General features: G+C 56.1%; 19 protein-coding genes. 15 read left to right on the forward strand and 4 right to left on the reverse strand.

Annotated elements, in window-relative coordinates; genetic code table 11:
* Window positions 1-5: 5 nt before the first annotated feature.
* The 3 genes from kdpB to kdpF are packed head-to-tail and all read right to left on the reverse strand — an operon-like array spanning window position 6 to window position 3,841.
* Window positions 6-2,054 carry a potassium-transporting ATPase subunit KdpB gene (gene kdpB / locus ELK40_RS06865; RefSeq protein ID WP_115874506.1) on the reverse strand — a complete coding sequence of 683 codons (2,049 nt, stop codon included), beginning with the start codon at window positions 2,052-2,054 and terminating at the stop codon, window positions 6-8.
* A gap of 18 nt (window positions 2,055-2,072) precedes the next feature.
* A complete protein-coding gene (gene kdpA, locus ELK40_RS06870; protein ID WP_127730059.1) occupies window positions 2,073-3,752 on the reverse strand; it encodes a potassium-transporting ATPase subunit KdpA in 1,680 nt (559 codons plus the stop codon).
* On the reverse strand, window positions 3,752-3,841 hold the full coding sequence (kdpF, locus tag ELK40_RS06875) for a K(+)-transporting ATPase subunit F (protein ID WP_014069365.1): 90 nt from the start codon (window positions 3,839-3,841) through the stop codon (window positions 3,752-3,754). The genes kdpA and kdpF overlap by 1 nt, the downstream gene beginning before the upstream one ends.
* A gap of 309 nt (window positions 3,842-4,150) precedes the next feature.
* On the opposite strand from kdpF, the gene ELK40_RS06880 reads away from it, so the two are divergent.
* From ELK40_RS06880 to nei, 7 genes are all read left to right on the forward strand, one after another.
* Window positions 4,151-4,357: a YbfA family protein gene (locus ELK40_RS06880; RefSeq protein ID WP_008501079.1), complete on the forward strand. Its 207-nt coding sequence runs from the start codon at window positions 4,151-4,153 to the stop codon at window positions 4,355-4,357.
* A 596-nt stretch (window positions 4,358-4,953) separates the two neighbouring features.
* Window positions 4,954-6,366, forward strand: coding sequence for a deoxyribodipyrimidine photo-lyase (gene phrB, locus ELK40_RS06885; protein WP_127730061.1), 1,413 nt, complete (start codon window positions 4,954-4,956; stop codon window positions 6,364-6,366).
* 10 nt (window positions 6,367-6,376) lie between these two features.
* Window positions 6,377-7,120: a type 2 GTP cyclohydrolase I gene (locus ELK40_RS06890; RefSeq protein WP_045909572.1), complete on the forward strand. Its 744-nt coding sequence runs from the start codon at window positions 6,377-6,379 to the stop codon at window positions 7,118-7,120.
* Between the two features lie 14 nt (window positions 7,121-7,134).
* Window positions 7,135-7,791 (forward strand): 5-oxoprolinase subunit PxpB, encoded by a 657-nt coding sequence (gene pxpB, locus ELK40_RS06895; protein WP_127730063.1) that lies wholly within the window; start codon window positions 7,135-7,137, stop codon window positions 7,789-7,791.
* On the forward strand, window positions 7,785-8,717 hold the full coding sequence (gene pxpC, locus ELK40_RS06900; RefSeq protein WP_127730065.1) for a 5-oxoprolinase subunit PxpC: 933 nt from the start codon (window positions 7,785-7,787) through the stop codon (window positions 8,715-8,717). Before pxpB ends, pxpC begins: the two co-directional genes overlap by 7 nt.
* The gene (gene pxpA / locus ELK40_RS06905; protein ID WP_127730067.1) at window positions 8,704-9,444 is read left to right on the forward strand and encodes a 5-oxoprolinase subunit PxpA; all 741 of its coding nucleotides are present in this window, start codon (window positions 8,704-8,706) and stop codon (window positions 9,442-9,444) included. Before pxpC ends, pxpA begins: the two co-directional genes overlap by 14 nt.
* Before the next feature lie 18 nt (window positions 9,445-9,462).
* Window positions 9,463-10,254, forward strand: a complete 792-nt coding sequence (nei, locus tag ELK40_RS06910) for an endonuclease VIII (protein WP_127730069.1) — start codon at window positions 9,463-9,465, stop codon at window positions 10,252-10,254.
* A gap of 99 nt (window positions 10,255-10,353) precedes the next feature.
* Here nei and ELK40_RS06915 read toward each other — a convergent pair whose 3' ends face one another.
* Window positions 10,354-11,637, reverse strand: coding sequence for a citrate synthase (locus ELK40_RS06915; protein ID WP_045909567.1), 1,284 nt, complete (start codon window positions 11,635-11,637; stop codon window positions 10,354-10,356).
* A gap of 639 nt (window positions 11,638-12,276) precedes the next feature.
* Here ELK40_RS06915 and sdhC point away from each other — a divergent pair.
* From sdhC to sucD, 8 genes are all read left to right on the forward strand, one after another.
* Window positions 12,277-12,681: a succinate dehydrogenase cytochrome b556 subunit gene (sdhC, locus tag ELK40_RS06920; protein ID WP_020684965.1), complete on the forward strand. Its 405-nt coding sequence runs from the start codon at window positions 12,277-12,279 to the stop codon at window positions 12,679-12,681.
* On the forward strand, window positions 12,675-13,022 hold the full coding sequence (gene sdhD, locus ELK40_RS06925; RefSeq protein WP_127730071.1) for a succinate dehydrogenase membrane anchor subunit: 348 nt from the start codon (window positions 12,675-12,677) through the stop codon (window positions 13,020-13,022). Before sdhC ends, sdhD begins: the two co-directional genes overlap by 7 nt.
* The gene (sdhA, locus tag ELK40_RS06930; RefSeq protein WP_024908800.1) at window positions 13,022-14,788 is read left to right on the forward strand and encodes a succinate dehydrogenase flavoprotein subunit; all 1,767 of its coding nucleotides are present in this window, start codon (window positions 13,022-13,024) and stop codon (window positions 14,786-14,788) included. The genes sdhD and sdhA overlap by 1 nt, the downstream gene beginning before the upstream one ends.
* A 15-nt stretch (window positions 14,789-14,803) precedes the next feature.
* A complete protein-coding gene (gene sdhB, locus ELK40_RS06935; RefSeq protein WP_008501090.1) occupies window positions 14,804-15,520 on the forward strand; it encodes a succinate dehydrogenase iron-sulfur subunit SdhB in 717 nt (238 codons plus the stop codon).
* A gap of 219 nt (window positions 15,521-15,739) precedes the next feature.
* Window positions 15,740-18,547, forward strand: coding sequence for a 2-oxoglutarate dehydrogenase E1 component (gene sucA, locus ELK40_RS06940; protein WP_115874512.1), 2,808 nt, complete (start codon window positions 15,740-15,742; stop codon window positions 18,545-18,547).
* Between the two features lie 14 nt (window positions 18,548-18,561).
* Window positions 18,562-19,782: a 2-oxoglutarate dehydrogenase complex dihydrolipoyllysine-residue succinyltransferase gene (gene odhB, locus ELK40_RS06945; RefSeq protein ID WP_127730073.1), complete on the forward strand. Its 1,221-nt coding sequence runs from the start codon at window positions 18,562-18,564 to the stop codon at window positions 19,780-19,782.
* A gap of 83 nt (window positions 19,783-19,865) precedes the next feature.
* On the forward strand, window positions 19,866-21,032 hold the full coding sequence (sucC, locus tag ELK40_RS06950; protein ID WP_006809579.1) for an ADP-forming succinate--CoA ligase subunit beta: 1,167 nt from the start codon (window positions 19,866-19,868) through the stop codon (window positions 21,030-21,032).
* Window positions 21,032-21,901, forward strand: a complete 870-nt coding sequence (gene sucD / locus ELK40_RS06955) for a succinate--CoA ligase subunit alpha (RefSeq protein WP_008501094.1) — start codon at window positions 21,032-21,034, stop codon at window positions 21,899-21,901. The genes sucC and sucD overlap by 1 nt, the downstream gene beginning before the upstream one ends.
* The last annotated feature ends 551 nt before the right edge of the window (window positions 21,902-22,452 follow it).

The raw sequence follows: 22,452 nt of genomic DNA on the forward strand, positions 1-22,452 counted from the left end.
ACCTTTTAAACCAGGTCGAACAGCGTCAACAGCAGGTCGATAACCTTGATACCGACGAAGGGCACCACCAGCCCGCCCAGGCCGTAAATCCACAGGTTGCGGCGCAGCATGGCGGCCGCCGTGAGCGGCTTATAGCTCACGCCCTTCAGCGCCAGCGGGATCAGGAAGACAATAATCAGGGCGTTAAAGATCACTGCGCTCAGAATGGCCGAGGCCGGAGAATGTAGGTGCATTACGTTCAGGGCGTTTAATTGCGGATAGGTCGCAGCAAACGCGGCCGGAATGATGGCGAAATACTTCGCCACGTCATTAGCGATACTGAACGTGGTCAGCGAGCCGCGCGTCATCAGCATCTGCTTGCCGATGTGTACCACTTCAATCAGTTTGGTCGGGTTAGAGTCGAGGTCGACCATGTTGCCCGCCTCTTTGGCTGCCTGGGTACCGGAGTTCATCGCCACCGCCACGTCGGCCTGCGCGAGGGCAGGAGCATCGTTGGTCCCGTCACCGGTCATCGCCACCAGACGGCCTTCCGCCTGATACTGACGAATCAGTGCCAGCTTGGCTTCCGGTGTGGCTTCGGAAAGGAAATCATCCACGCCCGCTTCGGCGGCAATCGCCGCGGCGGTAAGACGGTTATCCCCGGTGATCATCACCGTTTTGATCCCCATCTTACGCAGCTGGGCAAAGCGCTCCTTGATGCCGCCTTTGACGATATCCTTCAGCGCAATCACCCCGAGCACGCGCGCGCCTTCGGCCACAACCAGCGGCGTTGCCCCCTGACGGGCCACGCTTTCAACCAGGTTGTCCACTTCCGGTGGGAAGTGACCGTTGTTGGCCTCGATGTGGCGGCGGATCGCGTCAACCGAGCCTTTACGGATCATGCGATCCTGGATGTTGATGCCGCTCATGCGGGTTTGCGCCGTGAAGGGTACGAACGTGGCGTGCAGGCTCTGAACGTCGCGCTGGCGCAGGTTAAAGCGCTGCTTGGCGAGGATCACAATGCTGCGGCCTTCCGGGGTTTCATCAGCAAGCGAGGAGAGCTGCGCGGCATCCGCCAGCGTTTTTTCATCCACGCCCGGGGCGGGTAGGAAATCTGACGCCTGACGGTTACCAAGGGTAATGGTGCCGGTTTTATCCAGCAGCAACACATCCACGTCACCGGCGGCTTCTACAGCACGCCCGCTGGTGGCGATAACGTTGGCTCCGAGCATACGGCTCATGCCGGCCACGCCGATGGCCGACAGCAGGCCGCCGATGGTGGTGGGGATCAGGCAGACCAGCAGCGCCACCAGCACCGTGACGGTGACCGCGGTACCGCCATAGGCAGAGAATGGCCACAGCGTGGCGGTTGCCAGCAGGAAGACAATGGTCAGGGCCACCAGCAGGATGGTCAGGGCAATCTCGTTTGGCGTTTTACGGCGCTGTGCGCCTTCCACCATGGCGATCATCCGGTCGAGGAAGGTTTCACCCGGGTTAACGCTGCACTGGATCACCAGCCAGTCGGAGAGAATGCGCGTCCCGCCCGTCACGGAGGCGAAATCGCCGCCGGATTCACGGATAACCGGCGCGGATTCCCCGGTGATGGCGCTTTCATCCACCGATGCGCCCCCTTCAATGACTTCGCCGTCGCAAGGGATGATGTCACCGGCTTCAACCAGCACCACATCGCCTTTACGCAGTTCATCTGCCGGAACGTGGTCCATCTGAGCGCCGTATTTCGGTTCCCGTAGCTTGCGCGCGAAGGCGGTTTTTTTCACCCCTTTCAGGCTGTTGGCCTGGGCTTTACTCCGGCCTTCCGCCAGCGCTTCCGCAAAGTTGGCGAACAGCACGGTAAACCACAGCCACAGGCTGATGGCGCCGGTAAACATCGCATTTCCCGGCATATGGCCCGTTCCCATGGCAATCGCCAGGGCGGTGGTCAGGACGCTTCCCGCCCAGACGATAAACATCACCGGGTTGTGCCACTGCACGCGCGGGCTCAGCTTTTTCACCGCATCCATGAGCGCCTGGCGAACTAATGACGGTTCGAACAGGGCCAGTTGTTTACGACTCATGACAATTTCTCCGCAAAATCAGCGTAAAGAGAGGTATTCCGCGACCGGGCCTAACGCGAGGGCGGGGATAAAGGTCAGGGCGCCGACCAGCAACACGGTGCCCGTCAGCAGGCCGATAAACAGCGCGCCGTGGGTCGGTAATGTCCCGGTGGTGGTCGGTTGGATTTTTTTATTCACCAGCGATCCGGCAATCGCCATGACCGGCACAATGATCCCGAAGCGGCCCACAAACATGCAGAACGCCAGCAGGCAGTTCCAGAACGGTGAGTTGGCGCTTAGGCCCGCAAAGGCGCTGCCGTTGTTGTTGGCGGCCGAGGAGACGGCATACAGCACTTCGCTAAAACCGTGAATACCGGGGTTAAAGATACCGCTGCGTCCGGCCTCGGTCATCAGCGCCAGCGCGGTGCCGAGCAGCACGAGAGCCGGGGTGACCAGGATCGCCAGCGCGGTTAGTTTCATCTCGCTAACGTCGATTTTTTTACCGAGGTATTCCGGGGTGCGGCCAATCATCAGACCGGCAATAAACACCGCCAGCAGCACGAACAGCAGCATGCCGTAAAGACCGGAGCCCACGCCGCCAAACACCACCTCGCCAATCTGCATCAGCCACATCGGGATCATGCCGCCCAGCGCCGTAAAGGAATCATGCATGGCATTGACGGCCCCGCACGACGCAGCCGTGGTGACCACCGCATACAGGCTGCTGGCGAGAATGCCAAAGCGGCTCTCTTTACCTTCCATATTGATTGCACTATCGGCCCCGAGTGAGAGGAAGTGCGGATTACCCTGCCATTCAGCCCACATCACCAGCGCAACACAGACCACAAAGATCAGCGACATGGTCCAGAGCAGGGTACGGCCCTGACGGCGATCGTTAACTACGTCACCAAAGGCAAAGCAGAGCGCGGCGGGGATCAGGAAAATCGCCAGCATCTGCACAAAATTAGTCAGGGCGGTCGGGTTTTCAAACGGGTGCGAGGAGTTGGCGTTGAAGAAGCCCCCGCCGTTCGTTCCGAGCATTTTGATGGCTTCCTGCGACGCCACTGGCCCCATCGGCAGGAGCTGTTTTGCGCCTTCCAGCGAGGTATATGGCGCGTAAGGCAGCAGGTTTTGCAGGCTGCCCTGCTGAATGAAGAACAGCGCGATCAGCAGCGCAATCGGCAGCAGGATCCACAGCGTAATGCGCGTCAGGTCTACCCACGCGTTACCCAGCGTACTCACTTTCTGACGCGCAAACGCACGCGTCAGCGCGAAGATCACCGCAATACCGCTGGCGGCAGAGAGGAAGTTCTGCACGGTTAGCCCGACCATCTGGCTGAAGTAGCTGAGCGTGGTTTCACCAGCATAGGACTGCCAGTTGGTGTTAGTGACAAAACTGACTGCCGTGTTAAGCGCGAGATGCCAGGACAGGCCCGGTAACTGTTGCGGATTCAAAGGCAGGATACCCTGCAACATCAGCATGGCAAAAAGCGCAATGAGCCCGACGATGTTCAGCAGCAGAATGGCGATCAGATAGTCACGCCAGTTCATCTCCCGATCGTCTATACCCAGTACGCGCCAGATCCCTTTTTCAACGCTTCCCGTTCCGGGCAGGGGAACGTTATTGATTAGCCGTGCCAGCCCCGAGCCCAGTGGCCTTGCCAGAACGAACAACACCACTAAGAAACTGGCAATAAGCAAAAACGCCTGAGCAGCCATCAGAATGCCTCCGCATTAATCAGGGCATAAACCAGATAACCCAATAACAGGAACACCAGCACGATGCCGGCAATAAGACCTGCACTCACAATCCACCTCCGGGTGACTTTTGTTGTTGTGCTAACGGTAGGATTTCTGGCGCAAAGATTTCGCAAAAATGAGAAGGGCGGGTGTAAAAAAAGTATAAAAATGGCAAAGCCCACAATTTAACTATTGATAAGTAAATCGTTAACTTTTTTGTAACTTAATTACGGCGTGAATGTAAATTTTCGCTAAACGGACGAAAATAAGTGGTCGGATGAGTAGTAAAATTACAAACAAAGCGATATTATTTTAGCCAGGTCACAGATTTTGAATTTTCCGGATGACGTTTCCGGCCAACTATAGGGGAGAAAAATATGGATCTTTATAAAGAGTTTCCGGCTCATATCGTGTTCATGCGCCGCGCTTTCGCCGTAGTGGCTGGCGTGCTGGCTCTGCCGGTGATGCTGTTCTGGAAAGATCGTGCGCGTTTTTATAGCTATCTGCACCGCGTCTGGGCGAAAACCAGCGAGAAGCCGGTGTGGATGGATCAGGCCGAGAAAGCGACCTGCGACTTTTACTAAGACTACACACAGCAATAAAAAAACCGCCAACAGCAATGTGGCGGTTTTTTTGTCCCTTCGGATTCGCGGTCCGTTGGGTGGTCTTGCAGCCCCTACCCGGGATTTTTATCATACCCTCCTGTAAGCAGATGGCAATCCCTGGAAGCCTTTATAAAATCCTAATTTTCTTCGAGTATCTTACCTTTGCAACGGATGTTCATTATGATGCGGCGTCCCTTTCCGCCATCTCGCAAATGGGCATCGGTCCTGGGAAAGGTATTTTTACAGCTGTAAAGCAGTCCGCCTACCCGGGCTTGTGTCCACCGACTTATCACCGGTGGTGAACGGTGGAGCGGTTAGCAGCAGAGACCGCATAATGAAACGCTATTTTTGCATCGCGTTCATTGTCGCAAGCGTACTCGTTGTCAAAAGTGATGAACCGATCGGGTTTGTTGCATTTACCACGATAGCGCAAGACAAGTAGCGTTAAGGCCGCCTCGGGCGGCCTTTTTTATTTCATCCGGTCTACACTTCATGGCAAAGTACAGTAAAAGCGCGCCGCTTTTTCCTTTGGTGGCGTGCCCTTACGGACATAATGGATATTTGCCTGGAGTTTTATGCCCACCCATCTGGTTTGGTTTCGCGCGGACCTGCGCGTACATGACAACTTCGCACTCGCGGCAGCCTGCCGTTCCGATGACGCCAGCGTGCTGGCGCTGTTTATCGCTACGCCTGAACAGTGGCAGCAGCATGATATGGCCCCGCGGCAGGCGGCTTACCTCAAATCGCATCTGAACGATCTGCAACACTCACTTGCTGAAAAAGGTATCCCCCTGATCTACAAAGAGGTCAGTGATTTTGCCGCGCAGCTTAAGATGTTGCGGGAGGTATGTCAGCAGAACGGCGTCACGCATCTTTTTTATAACTACCAGTACGAGCTGAACGAACGGCTGCGGGATCGCCAACTGGAGAACATTCTGGGCGAGGTGGTTTGTGAAGGATTTGATGACAGCGTAATGCTGGCACCGGGCAGCGTCATGACCGGCGGCCACGAAATGTATAAAGTGTTCACGCCGTTTAAAAATGCTTTTGTTAAACGTCTGAAAGAGGCGCTGCCGGAGTGCGTACCCGCACCCGCAGCCAGAGGGGAAGCCATAACCACGCTGCCTGAATTAACGTTTAACTATCCCCAACAGACATTCGATGAGCTTCTGTTCCCCGCAAACGAGAAGGCAGCAATTGCGAAGCTGCGCCAGTTTGGCAAACAGGGCGCGGGAGAGTACGAGGCGCGCAGGGATTTCCCGGCGATTGAAGGGACAAGCCGCTTATCGGCAAGCCTGGCGCTGGGCGTGCTCTCTCCTCGTCAGTGTCTACACCGTCTTCTGGCCGAGCAGCCGCAGGCAATGGACGGTGGAGCGGGGTCGGTGTGGCTGAACGAACTTATCTGGCGTGAATTTTATCGGCATCTGATGACGTATCATCCCGATCTCTGTAAGCATCGTCCGTTCATTCCCTGGACCGACAACGTAAAATGGCAGCACGATGAGGCACTTTTACAGGCCTGGCAAAAAGGGGAGACGGGCTATCCGATTGTTGATGCTGCCATGCGCCAGCTGAATGAAACCGGGTGGATGCACAACCGCCTGCGAATGATTACCGCCAGCTTTCTGGTGAAGGATCTGCTTATCGACTGGCGTATCGGAGAGCGCTATTTTATCTCTCAGCTGATCGATGGCGATCTCGCCGCGAATAACGGCGGCTGGCAGTGGGCTGCCTCTACGGGCACCGATGCGGCTCCCTATTTCCGGATTTTTAATCCAACCACTCAGGGACAAAAATTTGATGCCAACGGCGACTTTATCCGCCGCTGGTTGCCCGCGCTCAGGAACGTTCCTGCGAAAGCGATCCACGACCCGTGGGCATGGGCGGATAAACAGGGCGTAAAGCTCGATTATCCCCGCCCGATTGTTGACCATAAACAGGCGCGTGTCGCCACGCTGGAAGCGTACGAAGCCGCCAGAAAAGTTTGAGAGCATAAAGATGAAAAACAGTGAACTGGAACGCCTGATTAACGAAAAACTCAATACCGCCTCCTTTAGCGACTACGGTCCTAATGGCCTGCAGGTAGAAGGGCGCGAAACGGTACAGAAAATTATCACCGGCGTCACGGCAAGCCAGGCGCTGCTCGACGAGGCTGTCCGTCAGGAGGCCGATGCGGTGATTGTCCATCACGGTTACTTCTGGAAAAACGAATCACCGATTATTCGCGGCATGAAGCGCAACCGCCTGAAAACGTTGCTGGCAAATGACATCAACCTGTACGGTTACCACCTGCCGCTGGACGCACATCCGGAGCTTGGTAACAACGTTCAGCTTGCCCGACTGTTGGGGATTACCGTAATGGGCGAAATCGAGCCGCTGGTGCCGTGGGGCGAGCTGGCGATGCCGGTTCCGGGGCTGGAACTGGCTTCCTGGATTGAAGCGCGCCTGGGGCGTCGTCCGCTGTGGAGCGGCGATACCGGTCCGGATACGGTGAAGCGTGTTGCCTGGTGCACCGGAGGCGGGCAGGGCTTTATCGACAGCGCCGCGCGCTTCGGTGTTGATGCCTTTATCACCGGCGAGGTTTCCGAGCAGACCATTCACTCGGCGCGTGAACAGGGGCTGCATTTTTACGCGGCAGGCCATCATGCCACCGAGCGCGGCGGCATTCGCGCCCTCAGCGAGTGGCTGACGGAAAATACCGATCTGGATGTGACCTTTATTGATATTCCTAACCCGGCCTGATGAGAGGTGCCTGAGTGCAGCGAGCGCGTTGTTATCTTCTGGGAGAAACGGCAGTGGTTCTGGAACTCGAGCCGCCGGTGACCCTTGCCACGCAAAAGCGTATCTGGCGGCTAACCCAGCGTCTGGTCGATCTGCCGGATGTGGTTGAAGCCATTCCGGGGATGAATAACATCACGGTGGTGCTGCGTAGTCCGCATACGCTGGCGCTGGATGCCATTGAACGTTTACAGCGCTGGTGGGAAGAGAGCGAGGCGCTGGAGCCGGAATCGCGTGCCATTGAGATCCCGGTCGTTTATGGCGGTACGGGGGGACCGGATCTTGGTGTGGTCGCAGACCACTGCGGGCTCACCGAAAAGCAGGTTGTTGAGTTGCACAGTTCGGTTGACTACGTCGTCTGGTTCCTGGGATTCCAGCCCGGATTCCCGTATCTGGGGGGATTATCTCCCCGGCTGCATACGCCGCGCCGCGCTGAGCCGCGCCTGAGCGTACCGGCGGGGACGGTGGCTATCGGTGGCGAGCAGACCGGCGTTTATCCGCTGACATCGCCCGGTGGATGGCAGCTTATCGGGCATACCGCCACCCCGTTATTTGAACCCGTGCTGGAGACGCCGATACTCCTGCGGCCCGGCGACACCCTTCGCTTTATCCCGCAGAAGGAGGGGGTATGTTAACGCTTATTCGCGCCGGGCTTTACACCTCCGTACAGGATGCCGGGCGCTTTGGCATGCGTCAGTCCGGCGTGAGCTATTGTGGTGCGCTGGACCGTCCAGCGCTGGAAATCGCTAATGTGCTGGTGGGCAACCCCGGCAGCACGGCGGCGCTCGAAATTACGCTCGGCCAGTGTGTCATTGAGTTTGGTCAGGAGACCTGGTTCGCGCTCACCGGCGCAGGCTGTGATGCCATGCTGGACGGCAAAGCGGTGTGGACCGGCTGGCGTCTGCGGGCGAAAGCCGGACAGCGTCTGACCTTAAAGCGTCCTCTGCACGGCGTGCGTAGCTATCTTGCGGTGGCTGGCGGCATTGATGTGCCTGACGTGCTGGGCTCATCCAGTACCGATCAGAAAGCCGGGATTGGCGGTCACGAAGGACGGTTGTTGCGCGATGGCGATCGCCTGGCGATTAAGCCCTCTTCGCGTCACTTCTCGACGGCTCAGGGGGTAAAACAACTCCTCTGGGGAAACCAGATCCGCGCCTTACCGGGGCCGGAATATCATGAGTTCGACGAGGCCTCAAAAGAGTCCTTCTGGCGCTCGCCGTGGAAGCTCAGTCCGCAGAGTAACCGTATGGGTTATCGTCTGCAGGGGCAGCCGCTGATCCGGACGACCGACAGAGAACTGCTCTCCCACGGTTTATTGCCAGGGGTTATTCAGGTTCCGGGCAACGGGCAACCGATCGTCTTAATGAACGACGCGCAGACGACGGGGGGCTACCCGCGAATTGCCTGCATCATTGAAGCCGATCGCTACCATCTGGCGCAAATTCCCCTCGGACAGCCGATTCACTTCGTTCAATGTTCGCTGGAGGAGGCGCTAAAGGCGCGGCAGGATCAGCAGCGCTATCTCGAACAGCTGGCGTGGAGGCTCGATGGTAAAGATTGATTTGAATGCCGATCTGGGCGAGGGCGGCAGCGCCGATGCGGCGCTGATGACGCTGGTCTCCTCGATCAATATCGCCTGCGGCTTCCACGCGGGCGATGCGCAAACCATGCTAGAGAGCGTGCGTAACGCCATCAAAAACGGCGTCGCGATAGGCGCACATCCGAGCTACCCTGACCGGGAAAACTTTGGCCGCACCGCGATGGACCTGCCGCCTGAGACGGTTTACGCTCAGGTGCTCTACCAGATTGGCGCGCTGGAGGCGATGGTGCGCGCTGAGAACGTTGTGCTGCGCCACGTGAAGCCGCACGGCATGCTCTATAACCAGGCGGCGAAAGATCCGGCGCTGGCGGAGGCGATTGCCCGCGCGGTACGCGATTGCAACCCGCAGCTGATTCTGGTTGGCCTGGCGGGCAGCGAGCTTATTCGTGCCGGAGAACGGCTGGGGCTGACCACGCGGCAGGAGGTGTTTGCCGATCGGGGATTCATGCCTGATGGCAGCCTTGTACCGCGTACGCAGGCCGGTGCGCTGATTACCGATGAAGCGAAAGCGCTGGCCCAGACGCTGGAGATGGTGCGCTACGGGCGAGTGACCGCCGTGGATGGCACAACGGCGCACGTTCAGGCTGATACGGTATGTTTGCACGGCGATGGCGAGCATGCGCTCCAGTTCGCGCGCCGCCTGCGGGCCGCGTTCGCTGAAGAGGGCATTCTTGTCAGCGCAGATTAATCATGAAAGGACAGAAAAATGCCAGAAGGCCCGGAGATCCGCCGCGCGGCGGATAGCCTCGAGGCGGCGATAAAGGGCAAACCGCTGACGGAGGCCTGGTTTGCTTTTCCTCAACTGAAACCGTTTGAATCACAGCTGGTGGGGCAGTCGGTAACGCATATTGAAACGCGCGGCAAAGCATTGCTCACGCATTTTTCCCATAACCTGACGTTATACAGCCATAACCAGCTTTACGGCGTCTGGCGCGTGGTGGAGGCGGGTGAACAGCCGCAAACGAAACGCGTGCTGCGCGTCAGGCTGCAAACGGCGGATAAGGCGATCCTGCTCTATAGCGCCTCTGATATCGAAATGTTAACGCCTGAGCAGGTGCTCACGCACCCGTTCTTACAGCGGGTTGGGCCGGACGTGCTGGATATGCGCCTGACGGCGAGCGATGTGAAGGCCCGGCTGTTATCGCCTGCATTCCGCAACCGGCAGTTTTCCGGCCTGTTTCTTGACCAGGCCTTTCTGGCCGGGCTTGGCAACTACCTGCGGGTGGAAATCCTCTGGGAAGTCGGGCTGGCGCCGCAGCATAAAGCCTCTCAGCTGAGCGATGAACAGCTGGAGGCGCTGTCCCACGCGCTGCTGGACATCCCGCGGCTGTCGTACAACACGCGTGGCGTAGTGGATGAAAACAAGCATCACGGGGCGCTGTTCCGCTTTAAGGTGTTTCATCGGGCGGGGAAAAAGTGCGAGCGGTGCGGCGGGATTATCGACAGGATGATGCTCTCTTCAAGACCCTTTTACTGGTGCCCGCACTGCCAGAAATAAAAGTAAAACGGTAACCCTTGGGTTACCGTTTTTAATGTTTTCACCCTCTCCCTGTGGGAGAGGGCCGGGGTGATGGCATCAGGCCGCACCCAACATCTTTTAGCGCTTCAGGTCAGACTTAAAATCACGCTGCTCGTAGCCGGTATACAGCTGACGAGGACGCGCGATCTTCATGCCTTCGCTGTGCATTTCGTTCCAGTGCGCAATCCAGCCTACGGTACGCGCCATAGCGAAGATCACGGTGAACATGGAAGACGGAATGCCCATCGCTTTCAGAATAATGCCAGAGTAGAAATCAACGTTCGGGTAGAGTTTCTTCTCGATGAAGTACGGGTCGTTCAGCGCGATGTGTTCCAGCTCCATCGCCACTTCCAGCAGATCATCTTTGGTACCCAGCTCTTTCAGCACTTCGTGGCAGGTCTCACGCATCACAGTGGCGCGCGGGTCGTAGTTTTTGTAAACACGGTGACCGAAGCCCATCAGGCGGAAGGAATCATTCTTGTCTTTCGCGCGACGCACGAACTCAGGAATGTGCTCAACGGTGCTGATCTCTTCCAGCATCTTCAGTGCCGCTTCGTTCGCGCCGCCGTGCGCCGGTCCCCACAGGGAGGCGATGCCCGCAGCGATACAGGCGAACGGGTTCGCGCCTGAAGAGCCCGCGGTACGGACGGTAGAGGTAGAGGCGTTCTGTTCGTGGTCAGCGTGCAGGATCAGAATACGGTCCATCGCGCGTTCCAGAACCGGGTTCACTTCGTACTCTTCGCACGGCGTGGAGAACATCATGCGCAGGAAGTTACCCGCGTAGGAGAGGTCGTTGCGCGGATACACAAACGGCTGGCCGATGGAGTATTTGTAGCACATCGCCGCCATGGTAGGCATTTTGGACAGCAGACGGTAAGCGGCGATTTCACGGTGACGCGGGTTATTCACGTCAAGGGAGTCGTGGTAGAACGCTGCAAGCGCACCGGTAATACCGCACATCACCGCCATTGGGTGAGAGTCACGACGGAACGCATGGAACAGACGGGTAATCTGCTCATGGATCATGGTGTGACGGGTCACGGTGGTTTTAAATTCATCGAACTGGGCCTGCGTCGGTTTTTCGCCGTTCAGCAGGATGTAGCACACTTCCAGGTAGTTGGATTCGGTGGCTAACTGATCGATAGGGAAGCCGCGATGGAGCAGGATACCTTCGTCACCGTCAATGAAGGTGATTTTGGATTCGCAAGATGCGGTAGAGGTAAATCCAGGGTCAAAGGTGAACATCCCTTTGGAACCCAGCGTACGGATATCAATAACATCCTGACCGAGCGTGCCTTTTAGCACATCCAGTTCAATAGCAGTGTCACCATTTAGGGTGAGCGTTGCCTTTGTATCAGCCATTTACGGTCTCCTTAGCGCCTTATGCTTAAGACTGCGCTTTACCGGATTTGCTTTCAGCTGTTAATCACCGTTACCAGATTGTTATTTGGCTTACCGCTCAGCTCACGAGGACAAACCAGGGTACAGAGCTATGGCGCCTTGCAGGTAAACGAATGAAATATCAGTGAAACAACAGCAAATCAGCGTTTTTGCAGTCCGAATTATTCAAACCTGTATATCACTAATAACTGTCCTGATAACTTCGGTCAATACCATCACACTGTTACATAACTATTTGTCAGGTGAAAGAGAGACCTCATAACTTTTGCGCATTATATGCCTTTTCTGATGACGTTTGTAACAATATTGTTTAACATTTGTCAAATCAGATGATTAAAAATTAAAAAGATGTTGTTATCGTGACCCTGATCACTGTTCCAGAGAAAACCCGACAAACTGTATGTAGGTTAATTGTAATGATTTTGTGAACGGCCTATACTGCCGCCAGGTCTCCGGAACACCCTGCAATCCCGAGCCACCCAGCGTTGTAACGTGTCGTTTAAGCATCTGGAAGCAGTGTTTTGCATGACGCGCAGTTATAGAAAAGGAACGCTGCTTGACCCGCATCGCAGTCCGGAGGAAGGAAACAATAAGAACAGCATGTGGGCGTTATTCATGATAAGAAATGTGAAAAAACAAAGACCTGTCAATCTGGATCTCAAAACGATCCGGTTCCCCGTAACAGCAATAGCGTCCATTCTGCACCGTGTTTCTGGTGTGATTACGTTTGTGGCGGTCGGTATTCTGCTGTGGTTACTGGGCACCAGCCTCTCTTCCCCTGAAGGATTCCTCCAGGCCTCTGCCATCATGAACAGCTTCTTCGTGAAATTCATCATGTGGGGCATTCTGACCGCGCTGGCGTACCACGTCGTCGTGGGTGTTCGCCATATGCTAATGGACTTTGGCTACCTGGAAGAGACTTTCGAAGCCGGGAAACGCTCCGCTAACATTTCATTTGTGATTACTGTCGTGCTTTCACTTCTCGCAGGAGTTCTCGTATGGTAAGCAACGCCTCCGCATTAGGACGCAACGGCGTACATGACTTCATTCTGGTCCGTGCTACCGCCATCGTTCTCACTCTTTACATCATCTATATGATCGGTTTCTTCGCGACCAGCGGCACGGTGACGTGGGAAATCTGGAGTGGGTTCTTCGGATCCGCCTTCACCAAAGTGTTCACCCTGCTGGCCCTGTTCTCTATCCTTATTCATGCATGGATTGGCATGTGGCAGGTGTTGACCGATTACGTTAAACCGCTGGCGATTCGCCTCCCACTGCAGCTGGCCATTGTGGTTGCACTGGTGGTTTACGTTATTTATGGATTCGTTGTGGTGTGGGGTGTGTAATGAAACTGCCAGTCAGAGAATTTGATGCTGTTGTAATTGGTGCCGGTGGCGCAGGTATGCGTGCCGCACTGCAAATTTCCCAGAGCGGCCAAACCTGTGCGCTGCTCTCTAAAGTTTTCCCGACCCGTTCCCATACTGTGTCCGCGCAGGGCGGTATTACCGTTGCGCTGGGTAACTCCCATGAAGATAACTGGGAATGGCACATGTATGACACGGTAAAAGGTTCCGATTACATCGGCGACCAGGATGCCATCGAATATATGTGTAAAACCGGTCCGGAAGCGATTCTGGAGCTGGACCACATGGGTCTGCCGTTCTCCCGTCTGGAAAATGGCACTATCTATCAGCGTCCATTTGGCGGCCAGTCGAAAAACTTCGGCGGCGAGCAGGCGGCACGCACCGCGGCGGCGGCTGACCGTACCGGTCACGCGCTGCTGCACACCCTGTATCAGCAGAACCTGAAAAACCACACCACCATCTTCTCCGAGTGGTATGCGCTGGATCTGGTGAAAAACGCCGATGGCGCAATTGTTGGCTGTACCGCGCTGTGCATCGAAACCGGTGAAGTGGTTTACTTCAAAGCGCGCGCTACCGTGCTGGCGACCGGCGGTGCAGGCCGTATCTATCAGTCCACCACCAACGCCCACATCAACACCGGTGACGGTGTCGGTATGGCTATCCGCGCGGGCGTGCCGGTGCAGGATATGGAGATGTGGCAGTTCCACCCAACCGGTATCGCCGGTGCAGGCGTTCTGGTAACAGAAGGCTGCCGCGGTGAAGGTGGCTACCTGCTGAACAAACACGGCGAACGCTTCATGGAGCGTTATGCCCCGAATGCGAAAGACCTGGCGGGTCGTGACGTGGTGGCGCGTTCCATCATGATCGAAATCCGTGAAGGCCGCGGCTGCGACGGCCCATGGGGTCCGCACGCGAAGCTGAAGCTCGACCATCTGGGTAAAGAAGTGCTGGAGTCCCGTCTGCCGGGCATCCTGGAACTCTCCCGCACCTTCGCGCACGTCGATCCGGTGAAAGAGCCGATTCCGGTTATCCCAACCTGCCACTACATGATGGGCGGTATTCCGACCAAAGTGACCGGTCAGGCGCTGACCGTGAACGAGCAGGGCGAAGACGTGGTCATTCCTGGCCTGTTCGCGGTGGGCGAAATTGCCTGCGTATCCGTACACGGCGCTAACCGTCTGGGCGGCAACTCCCTGCTGGATCTGGTGGTGTTTGGTCGTGCGGTGGGTCTGCATCTGCAGGAATCCATTGCCGAGCAGGGCGCGCTGCGTGACGCAACCGACGACGAAATTGATGCCTCTCTTGAGCGCCTCAACCGCTGGAACGGCAACCGTAACGGCGAAGATCCGGTGGAAATCCGTAAAGCGCTGCAGGAATGTATGCAGCACAACTTCTCGGTATTCCGTGAAGGCGACGCGATGGCCAAAGGTCTTGAGCAGCTGAAAGCGATCCGCGAGCGTCTGAAAAATGCCCGTCTGGACGACACCTCCAGCGAGTTCAACACCCAGCGCGTTGAGTGCCTGGAGCTGGATAACCTGATGGAAACCGCGTTCGCGACCGCGATGTCGGCAAACTTCCGTACCGAAAGCCGTGGCGCCCATAGCCGCTTCGACTTCCCGGAGCGTGATGACGAAAACTGGCTGTGTCATTCCCTGTATCTGCCAGAGTCGGAAACCATGACGCGTCGTAGCGTCAACATGGAACCGAAACTGCGTCCGGCGTTCCCGCCGAAGATTCGTACTTACTAATGCGGAGACAGGATAATGAAACTCGAATTCTCAGTTTATCGTTATAACCCGGATGTTGATGACGCTCCGCGCATGCAGGACTACACCCTGGAAGCGGAAGAAGGTCGCGACATGATGCTGCTGGATGCCTTAATCCAGCTGAAAGAAAAAGATCCAACGCTGTCGTTCCGCCGCTCCTGCCGTGAAGGGGTTTGTGGCTCTGACGGTGTGAACATGAACGGCAAAAATGGCCTGGCCTGCATCACGCCCATTTCAGCGTTGCAGCGTCCCGGTCAGAAAATTGTTATCCGTCCTCTGCCAGGCCTGCCGGTCGTGCGTGATTTGGTGGTAGACATGGGGCAATTCTATGCACAATATGAGAAGATTAAGCCTTACTTATTGAATAATGGGCAAAATCCACCGGCTCGCGAGCACTTACAGTCTCCTGAGCAGCGTGAAAAACTCGACGGTTTGTACGAGTGTATTCTCTGCGCATGCTGTTCTACGTCCTGCCCGTCGTTCTGGTGGAACCCGGACAAGTTTATCGGTCCGGCCGGTCTGCTGGCTGCCTATCGCTTCCTGATCGACAGCCGCGACACCGAAACCGACAGCCGTCTGGAAGGACTGAGTGACGCTTTCAGCGTATTCCGCTGCCATAGCATCATGAACTGCGTCAGTGTGTGTCCGAAGGGGCTGAACCCGACGCGCGCCATCGGCCATATTAAGTCGATGCTGCTGCAGCGCAGTGCGTAAGTAGTGAGAGGGGAGCGCTGTTCCCCTCACCTTAACCCTCTCCCACAGGGAGAGGGAATAGATTGCAGAAACCTTTAAAAACTGCCCTGAAGTCTAGACAGTTTCTAAAGGTTCCTTCGCGGGCCACAAAGAGCTCGCAGGTGAACCCCGGCACGTACACGTGGTGTGCGTGGTAGTTTCTACGGCGAAAGTAAGCATAAAAATGCTTAAGGGATCACGATGCAGAACGGCGCAATGAAAGCCTGGCTGGACTCTTCTTACCTCTCTGGTGCCAACCAGAGCTGGATAGAACAGCTCTATGAAGACTTCTTAACCGATCCTGACTCAGTGGACGCAAACTGGCGTTCCATGTTCCAGCAGTTGCCTGGTACAGGGGTCAAACCGGATCAATTCCATTCCAAAACACGTGATTATTTCCGTCGTCTGGCGAAGGATGCCTCACGTTACTCTTCTGCGATTTCCGACCCTGACACCAATGCGAAGCAGGTTAAAGTCCTGCAGCTTATCAACGCTTATCGCTTCCGTGGTCACCAGCATGCGAATCTCGATCCGCTGGGACTGTGGAAACAAGACCGTGTGGCCGATCTCGATCCGGCATATCACGATCTGACCGAGGCCGATTTCCAGGAAAGCTTTAACGTAGGTTCCTTTGCCATCGGCAAAGACACGATGAAGCTGGGCGATCTGATTGACGCGCTCAAGCAAACCTACTGCGGCTCCATCGGCGCGGAATACATGCACATTACCTCTACCGAAGAGAAGCGCTGGATCCAGCAGCGCATCGAATCCGTAGCGGGCCACGCGACCTTCTCGGCTGACGAGAAAAAGCGCTTCCTCAGCGAACTGACCGCAGCGGAAGGCCTTGAGCGCTATCTGGGCGCGAAGTTCCCGGGCGCAAAACGCTTCTCGCTGGAAGGCGGTGACGCCCTGGTGCCGATGCTGAAAGAACTGATTCGTCACGCAGGCAAGAGCGGCACCCGTGAAGTGGTGCTGGGCATGGCGCACCGTGGTCGTCTGAACGTGCTGGTCAACGTGCTGGGTAAAAAACCGCAGGACCTGTTCGACGAATTCGCGGGCAAACATAAAGAACACCTCGGCACCGGCGACGTGAAGTACCACATGGGCTTCTCGTCGGATATCGAAACCGAAGGCGGTCTGGTTCACCTGGCGCTGGCGTTTAACCCGTCACACCTGGAAATCGTCAGCCCGGTGGTTATCGGTTCCGTGCGCGCGCGTCTGGATCGTCTGGACGAGCCAAGCAGCAATAAAGTTCTGCCAATTACCATCCACGGTGATGCGGCGGTAACAGGGCAGGGCGTGGTGCAGGAAACCCTGAACATGTCCAAAGCGCGTGGTTATGAAGTGGGCGGTACCGTTCGCATCGTGATCAACAACCAGGTGGGCTTCACCACCTCTAACCCGCTGGATGCGCGTTCTACCCCGTACTGCACCGACATCGGTAAGATGGTGCAGGCGCCGATCTTCCACGTTAACGCGGATGACCCGGAAGCCGTGGCTTTCGTGACCCGTCTGGCGCTGGACTTCCGTAATACCTTCAAACGCGATGTGTTCATTGACCTCTTCTGCTACCGCCGTCACGGCCACAACGAAGCGGATGAGCCAAGTGCAACCCAGCCGCTGATGTATCAGAAAATCAAAAAACACCCGACTCCGCGCAAAATCTATGCTGACAAGCTGGAAGGCGACAAAGTGGCGACGCTGGAAGATGCGACCGAAATGGTCAACCTCTACCGCGATGCGCTGGATGCGGGCGAATGCGTAGTGAAAGAGCTGCGTCCGATGAACATGCACTCCTTTACCTGGTCGCCGTACCTCAACCACGAGTGGGATGAGAGCTACCCGAATAAGGTTGAGATGAAGCGCCTGCAGGAGCTGGCTAAACGCATCAGCACCGTGCCGGACGCTATCGAGATGCAGTCGCGCGTGGCGAAAATTTATGCTGACCGTCAGTCCATGGCGGCAGGCGAGAAGCTCTTCGACTGGGGCGGTGCGGAAACGCTGGCCTACGCAACGCTGGTTGATGAAGGCATTCCTGTTCGTCTGTCCGGTGAAGATGCGGGCCGTGGAACCTTCTTCCACCGTCACGCGGTTGTTCACAACCAGTCCAACGGTTCAACCTACACCCCGCTGCAGCACGTGCACAACGGTCAGGGCCAGTTCAAGGTCTGGGACTCCGTGCTGTCTGAAGAAGCTGTTCTGGCCTTCGAATACGGTTATGCCACCGCTGAACCACGCACCCTGACCATCTGGGAAGCGCAGTTCGGTGACTTCGCTAACGGTGCGCAGGTGGTTATCGACCAGTTCATCTCCTCCGGCGAGCAGAAGTGGGGCCGTATGTGTGGCCTGGTAATGCTGCTGCCGCACGGTTATGAAGGTCAGGGTCCGGAGCACTCTTCCGCGCGTCTGGAACGTTATCTGCAGCTCTGCGCCGAGCAGAACATGCAGGTCTGCGTACCGTCTACTCCGGCTCAGGTGTACCACATGCTGCGTCGTCAGGCGCTGCGCGGTATGCGTCGTCCGCTGGTGGTGATGTCGCCGAAATCCCTGCTGCGTCACCCGCTGGCGGTGTCGAGCCTGGATGAGCTGGCAAATGGCACCTTCCTGCCGGCCATCGGTGAAATTGACGAGCTGGATCCACAGGCCGTGAAGCGTGTGGTGATGTGTTCTGGTAAGGTTTATTACGACCTGCTGGAACAGCGCCGTAAGAACGATCAGAAAGATGTCGCCATCGTGCGTATCGAACAGCTTTATCCGTTCCCGCACCAGGCGGTGCAGGAAGCGCTGAAACCGTACGCTCACGTTCATGATTTTGTCTGGTGCCAGGAAGAGCCGCTTAACCAGGGCGCATGGTACTGCAGCCAGCATCATTTCCGTGAAGTGATTCCATTTGGGTCAGCCCTGCGCTATGCAGGTCGCCCGGCCTCCGCCTCTCCGGCGGTAGGGTATATGTCCGTTCACCAGAAGCAGCAACAAGATCTGGTCAATGACGCGCTGAACGTCGATTAATTAAAGGATACATAATGAGTAGCGTAGATATTCTTGTTCCCGACCTGCCTGAATCCGTAGCAGATGCGACCGTCGCTACCTGGCACAAAAAACCAGGCGATGCCGTTAAGCGCGATGAAGTGCTGGTAGAAATCGAAACTGACAAAGTGGTACTGGAAGTACCGGCTTCGGCGGATGGCGTTCTGGACGCGGTGCTGGAAGATGAAGGTACTACCGTCACCTCTCGTCAGATCCTGGGTCGCCTGCGTGAAGGCAACAGCGCGGGCAAAGAGTCCAGCGCAAAATTTGAAGAGAAAGCCTCTACGCCGGCTCAGCGCCAGCAGGCTTCTCTGGAAGAGCAGTCTAACGACGCTCTCAGCCCGGCGATCCGTCGCCTGCTGGCGGAACACAGCCTCGACCCGGCAGCCATTAAAGGCACCGGCGTTGGCGGCCGTCTGACCCGTGAAGACATCGACAAGCATCTGGCGAAAGCGCCTGCTCAGGCCGAAGCGAAAGCTCCTGCGGCGGCGCCAGCAGCTCAGCCTGCGCTGAGTGCCCGCAGCGAAAAACGCGTGCCGATGACCCGCCTGCGTAAGCGCGTTGCCGAGCGTCTGCTGGAAGCGAAAAACTCTACCGCGATGCTGACCACCTTCAACGAAGTGAACATGAAGCCAATCATGGACCTGCGCAAGCAGTACGGTGACGCGTTTGAAAAACGTCACGGTATCCGTCTGGGCTTTATGTCCTTCTACGTGAAGGCGGTGGTTGAAGCGCTGAAACGCTATCCGGAAGTGAACGCGTCCATCGATGGCGATGACGTGGTTTACCACAACTATTTCGACGTCAGCATGGCGGTTTCTACTCCACGCGGCCTGGTAACGCCGGTTCTGCGTGATGTGGATACCCTGGGTATGGCTGACATCGAGAAAAACATTAAAGAGCTGGCTGTGAAAGGCCGCGACGGCAAGCTGACCGTAGATGACCTGACCGGCGGTAACTTCACCATTACCAACGGCGGCGTATTCGGCTCGCTGATGTCTACCCCGATCATTAACCCGCCGCAGAGCGCGATCCTGGGTATGCATGCCATCAAAGATCGCCCTATGGCGGTAGACGGTAAAGTTGAGATCCTGCCGATGATGTACCTGGCGCTCTCTTACGATCACCGCCTGATCGACGGCCGCGAGTCCGTGGGCTTCCTGGTAGCGATTAAAGAGCTGCTGGAAGATCCAACCCGTCTGCTGCTGGACGTCTAGTTTTGCAGTCTTGCCCGGCGGCGTATGGCTGCCGGGCCAATAAAAGCACGACCTAACGATTACCTGAAGGATGGATAGAACACATGAACTTACATGAATATCAGGCCAAACAGCTGTTTGCCCGGTATGGCTTACCGGCTCCGGTGGGTTATGCCTGTACTACCCCGCGTGAAGCAGAAGAAGCCGCATCTAAAATCGGTTCCGGCCCTTGGGTAGTTAAGTGTCAGGTTCACGCTGGTGGCCGTGGTAAAGCGGGCGGTGTGAAGGTTGTTAAGAGCAAAGAAGAGATTCGTGCGTTTGCTGAACATTGGCTCGGCAAGCGTCTGGTAACGTACCAGACAGATGCGAACGGCCAGCCGGTTAACCAGATCCTGGTGGAAGCGGCGACCGATATCGCGAAAGAACTTTATCTGGGCGCGGTTGTTGACCGTAGCTCCCGTCGCGTGGTGTTCATGGCGTCTACCGAAGGCGGCGTGGAAATCGAAAAAGTGGCGGAAGAAACCCCGCACCTGATCCACAAAGTGGCTATCGATCCGCTGGCAGGCCCAATGCCTTACCAGGGTCGCGAGCTGGCGTTCAAGCTGGGCCTGGAAGGTAAACTGGTTCAGCAGTTCACCAAGATCTTCATGGGGCTGGCAACTATCTTCCTGGAGCGCGATCTGGCGCTGATCGAGATCAACCCACTGGTGATCACCACCCAGGGCGATTTGATCTGCCTCGACGGCAAGCTGGGCGCTGACGGCAACGCGCTGTTCCGCCAGCCGGATCTGCGCGAAATGCGCGACCAGTCTCAGGAAGACCCGCGTGAAGCACAGGCTGCGCAGTGGGAACTGAACTACGTGGCGCTGGACGGCAACATCGGCTGCATGGTTAACGGTGCGGGCCTGGCAATGGGCACCATGGACATCGTTAAGCTGCACGGCGGTGAGCCAGCAAACTTCCTCGACGTAGGCGGTGGCGCAACCAAAGAGCGCGTAACCGAAGCGTTCAAAATCATTCTCTCTGACGACAACGTGAAGGCCGTTCTGGTTAACATCTTCGGCGGCATCGTACGTTGCGACCTGATCGCCGACGGTATCATCGGTGCGGTAGAAGAAGTGGGTGTTAACGTTCCGGTGGTTGTGCGTCTGGAAGGTAACAACGCTGAACTCGGCGCGAAAAAACTGGCTGACAGCGGCCTGAATATTATTGCAGCGAAAAGTCTGACGGATGCAGCTCAGCAGGTTGTTGCCGCAGTGGAGGGGAAATAATGTCAGTTTTAATTAATAAAGATACCAAGGTTATCTGCCAGGGCTTCACCGGTAGCCAGGGGACTTTCCACTCCGAACAGGCAATTGCCTACGGTACGCAGATGGTTGGCGGTGTTACGCCAGGTAAAGGCGGCACCACCCACCTGGGCCTGCCTGTGTTTAACACCGTGCGTGAAGCCGTAGAAGCGACGGGCGCCACCGCGACCGTGATCTACGTTCCGGCACCGTTCTGCAAAGACTCTATTCTGGAAGCGATCGACGCAGGCATCAAACTGATCATCACCATCACCGAAGGCATCCCGACGCTGGATATGCTGACCGTGAAGGTGAAGCTGGATGAAGCTGGCGTGCGTATGATTGGCCCGAACTGCCCAGGCGTTATCACCCCGGGCGAATGCAAAATCGGCATCATGCCGGGCCACATTCACAAACCGGGTAAAGTGGGCATCGTGTCCCGTTCCGGTACCCTGACCTATGAAGCGGTTAAGCAGACCACCGACTACGGTTTCGGCCAGTCCACCTGCGTGGGCATCGGCGGTGACCCGATTCCGGGCTCTAACTTCATCGACATCCTGAAGCTGTTCCAGGAAGATCCACAGACCGAAGCGATCGTGATGATCGGTGAGATCGGTGGTAGCGCGGAAGAAGAAGCGGCTGCTTACATCAAAGAACACGTGACCAAGCCAGTTGTGGGCTACATCGCGGGTGTGACTGCGCCGAAAGGCAAGCGTATGGGTCACGCAGGCGCGATCATCGCCGGTGGTAAGGGTACGGCTGATGAGAAATTCGCAGCGCTGGAAGCCGCAGGCGTGAAAACCGTTCGCAGCCTGGCGGATATCGGCGAAGCACTGAAATCCATCATTAAGTAAGTCCTCTCTGCTCCCCGAAAGGGGGGCGTTGCAGTATAAAAATGTCCGTTTCGACATGGTTGGCCGCTGTAAAGCGGCCTTTTTTATTGCCTGCCGGGCGTCATGCAATAGTCACAATTGGGTGTTAATTAGAGAGGATGTAAAAGTAAAATAATTGTTATTTATTTGCCTTTAAGAGAGCAGATGGAAAAAAATAAAAAACGCACTAAAATTTATGTCCTGAATAAATCAGTCATTAAGCGTAACTGAGTTAATAAAAATCACTTCTGTTTATATTCATCCGTCGATTCGATAACCTTAATTGTATTTCATATACATATCTTTAACATGGTTTTTACCATGTTCACCACATCAAAACACAATTAACATTAAGAATTGTTTTTGATTTAAATCAATGTTTAATCCTTGGAAAAAGGCGCTGAAAAGCGCTAAATTGTTCCCGATCAAAATGGCCGAAAAGTGGTAATTTTGCTATAAATTGATCGCCGTCGAAAAACGTAAATGTGATTCAATAAAAACCTGTTTATTGTAAGGGTTTTGCAGCGTATTAT

The sequence above is a fragment of the Enterobacter sp. N18-03635 genome, from assembly GCF_004006055.1.
Lineage (GTDB): Bacteria > Pseudomonadota > Gammaproteobacteria > Enterobacterales > Enterobacteriaceae > Enterobacter > Enterobacter vonholyi.

Excerpts from the sequence above, each read along its gene's own strand:
- kdpB (WP_115874506.1), bottom strand. The coding sequence starts at position 2,054 with ATGAGTCGTAAACAACTGGCCCTGTTCGAACCGTCATTAGTTCGCCAG.
- kdpA (WP_127730059.1), bottom strand. The coding sequence starts at position 3,752 with ATGGCTGCTCAGGCGTTTTTGCTTATTGCCAGTTTCTTAGTGGTGTTG.
- ELK40_RS06880 (WP_008501079.1), top strand. The coding sequence starts at position 4,151 with ATGGATCTTTATAAAGAGTTTCCGGCTCATATCGTGTTCATGCGCCGC.
- phrB (WP_127730061.1), top strand. The coding sequence starts at position 4,954 with ATGCCCACCCATCTGGTTTGGTTTCGCGCGGACCTGCGCGTACATGAC.
- ELK40_RS06890 (WP_045909572.1), top strand. The coding sequence starts at position 6,377 with ATGAAAAACAGTGAACTGGAACGCCTGATTAACGAAAAACTCAATACC.
- pxpC (WP_127730065.1), top strand. The coding sequence starts at position 7,785 with ATGTTAACGCTTATTCGCGCCGGGCTTTACACCTCCGTACAGGATGCC.
- pxpA (WP_127730067.1), top strand. The coding sequence starts at position 8,704 with ATGGTAAAGATTGATTTGAATGCCGATCTGGGCGAGGGCGGCAGCGCC.
- nei (WP_127730069.1), top strand. The coding sequence starts at position 9,463 with ATGCCAGAAGGCCCGGAGATCCGCCGCGCGGCGGATAGCCTCGAGGCG.
- ELK40_RS06915 (WP_045909567.1), bottom strand. The coding sequence starts at position 11,637 with ATGGCTGATACAAAGGCAACGCTCACCCTAAATGGTGACACTGCTATT.
- sdhC (WP_020684965.1), top strand. The coding sequence starts at position 12,277 with ATGTGGGCGTTATTCATGATAAGAAATGTGAAAAAACAAAGACCTGTC.
- sdhD (WP_127730071.1), top strand. The coding sequence starts at position 12,675 with ATGGTAAGCAACGCCTCCGCATTAGGACGCAACGGCGTACATGACTTC.
- sdhA (WP_024908800.1), top strand. The coding sequence starts at position 13,022 with ATGAAACTGCCAGTCAGAGAATTTGATGCTGTTGTAATTGGTGCCGGT.
- sdhB (WP_008501090.1), top strand. The coding sequence starts at position 14,804 with ATGAAACTCGAATTCTCAGTTTATCGTTATAACCCGGATGTTGATGAC.
- sucA (WP_115874512.1), top strand. The coding sequence starts at position 15,740 with ATGCAGAACGGCGCAATGAAAGCCTGGCTGGACTCTTCTTACCTCTCT.
- odhB (WP_127730073.1), top strand. The coding sequence starts at position 18,562 with ATGAGTAGCGTAGATATTCTTGTTCCCGACCTGCCTGAATCCGTAGCA.
- sucC (WP_006809579.1), top strand. The coding sequence starts at position 19,866 with ATGAACTTACATGAATATCAGGCCAAACAGCTGTTTGCCCGGTATGGC.
- sucD (WP_008501094.1), top strand. The coding sequence starts at position 21,032 with ATGTCAGTTTTAATTAATAAAGATACCAAGGTTATCTGCCAGGGCTTC.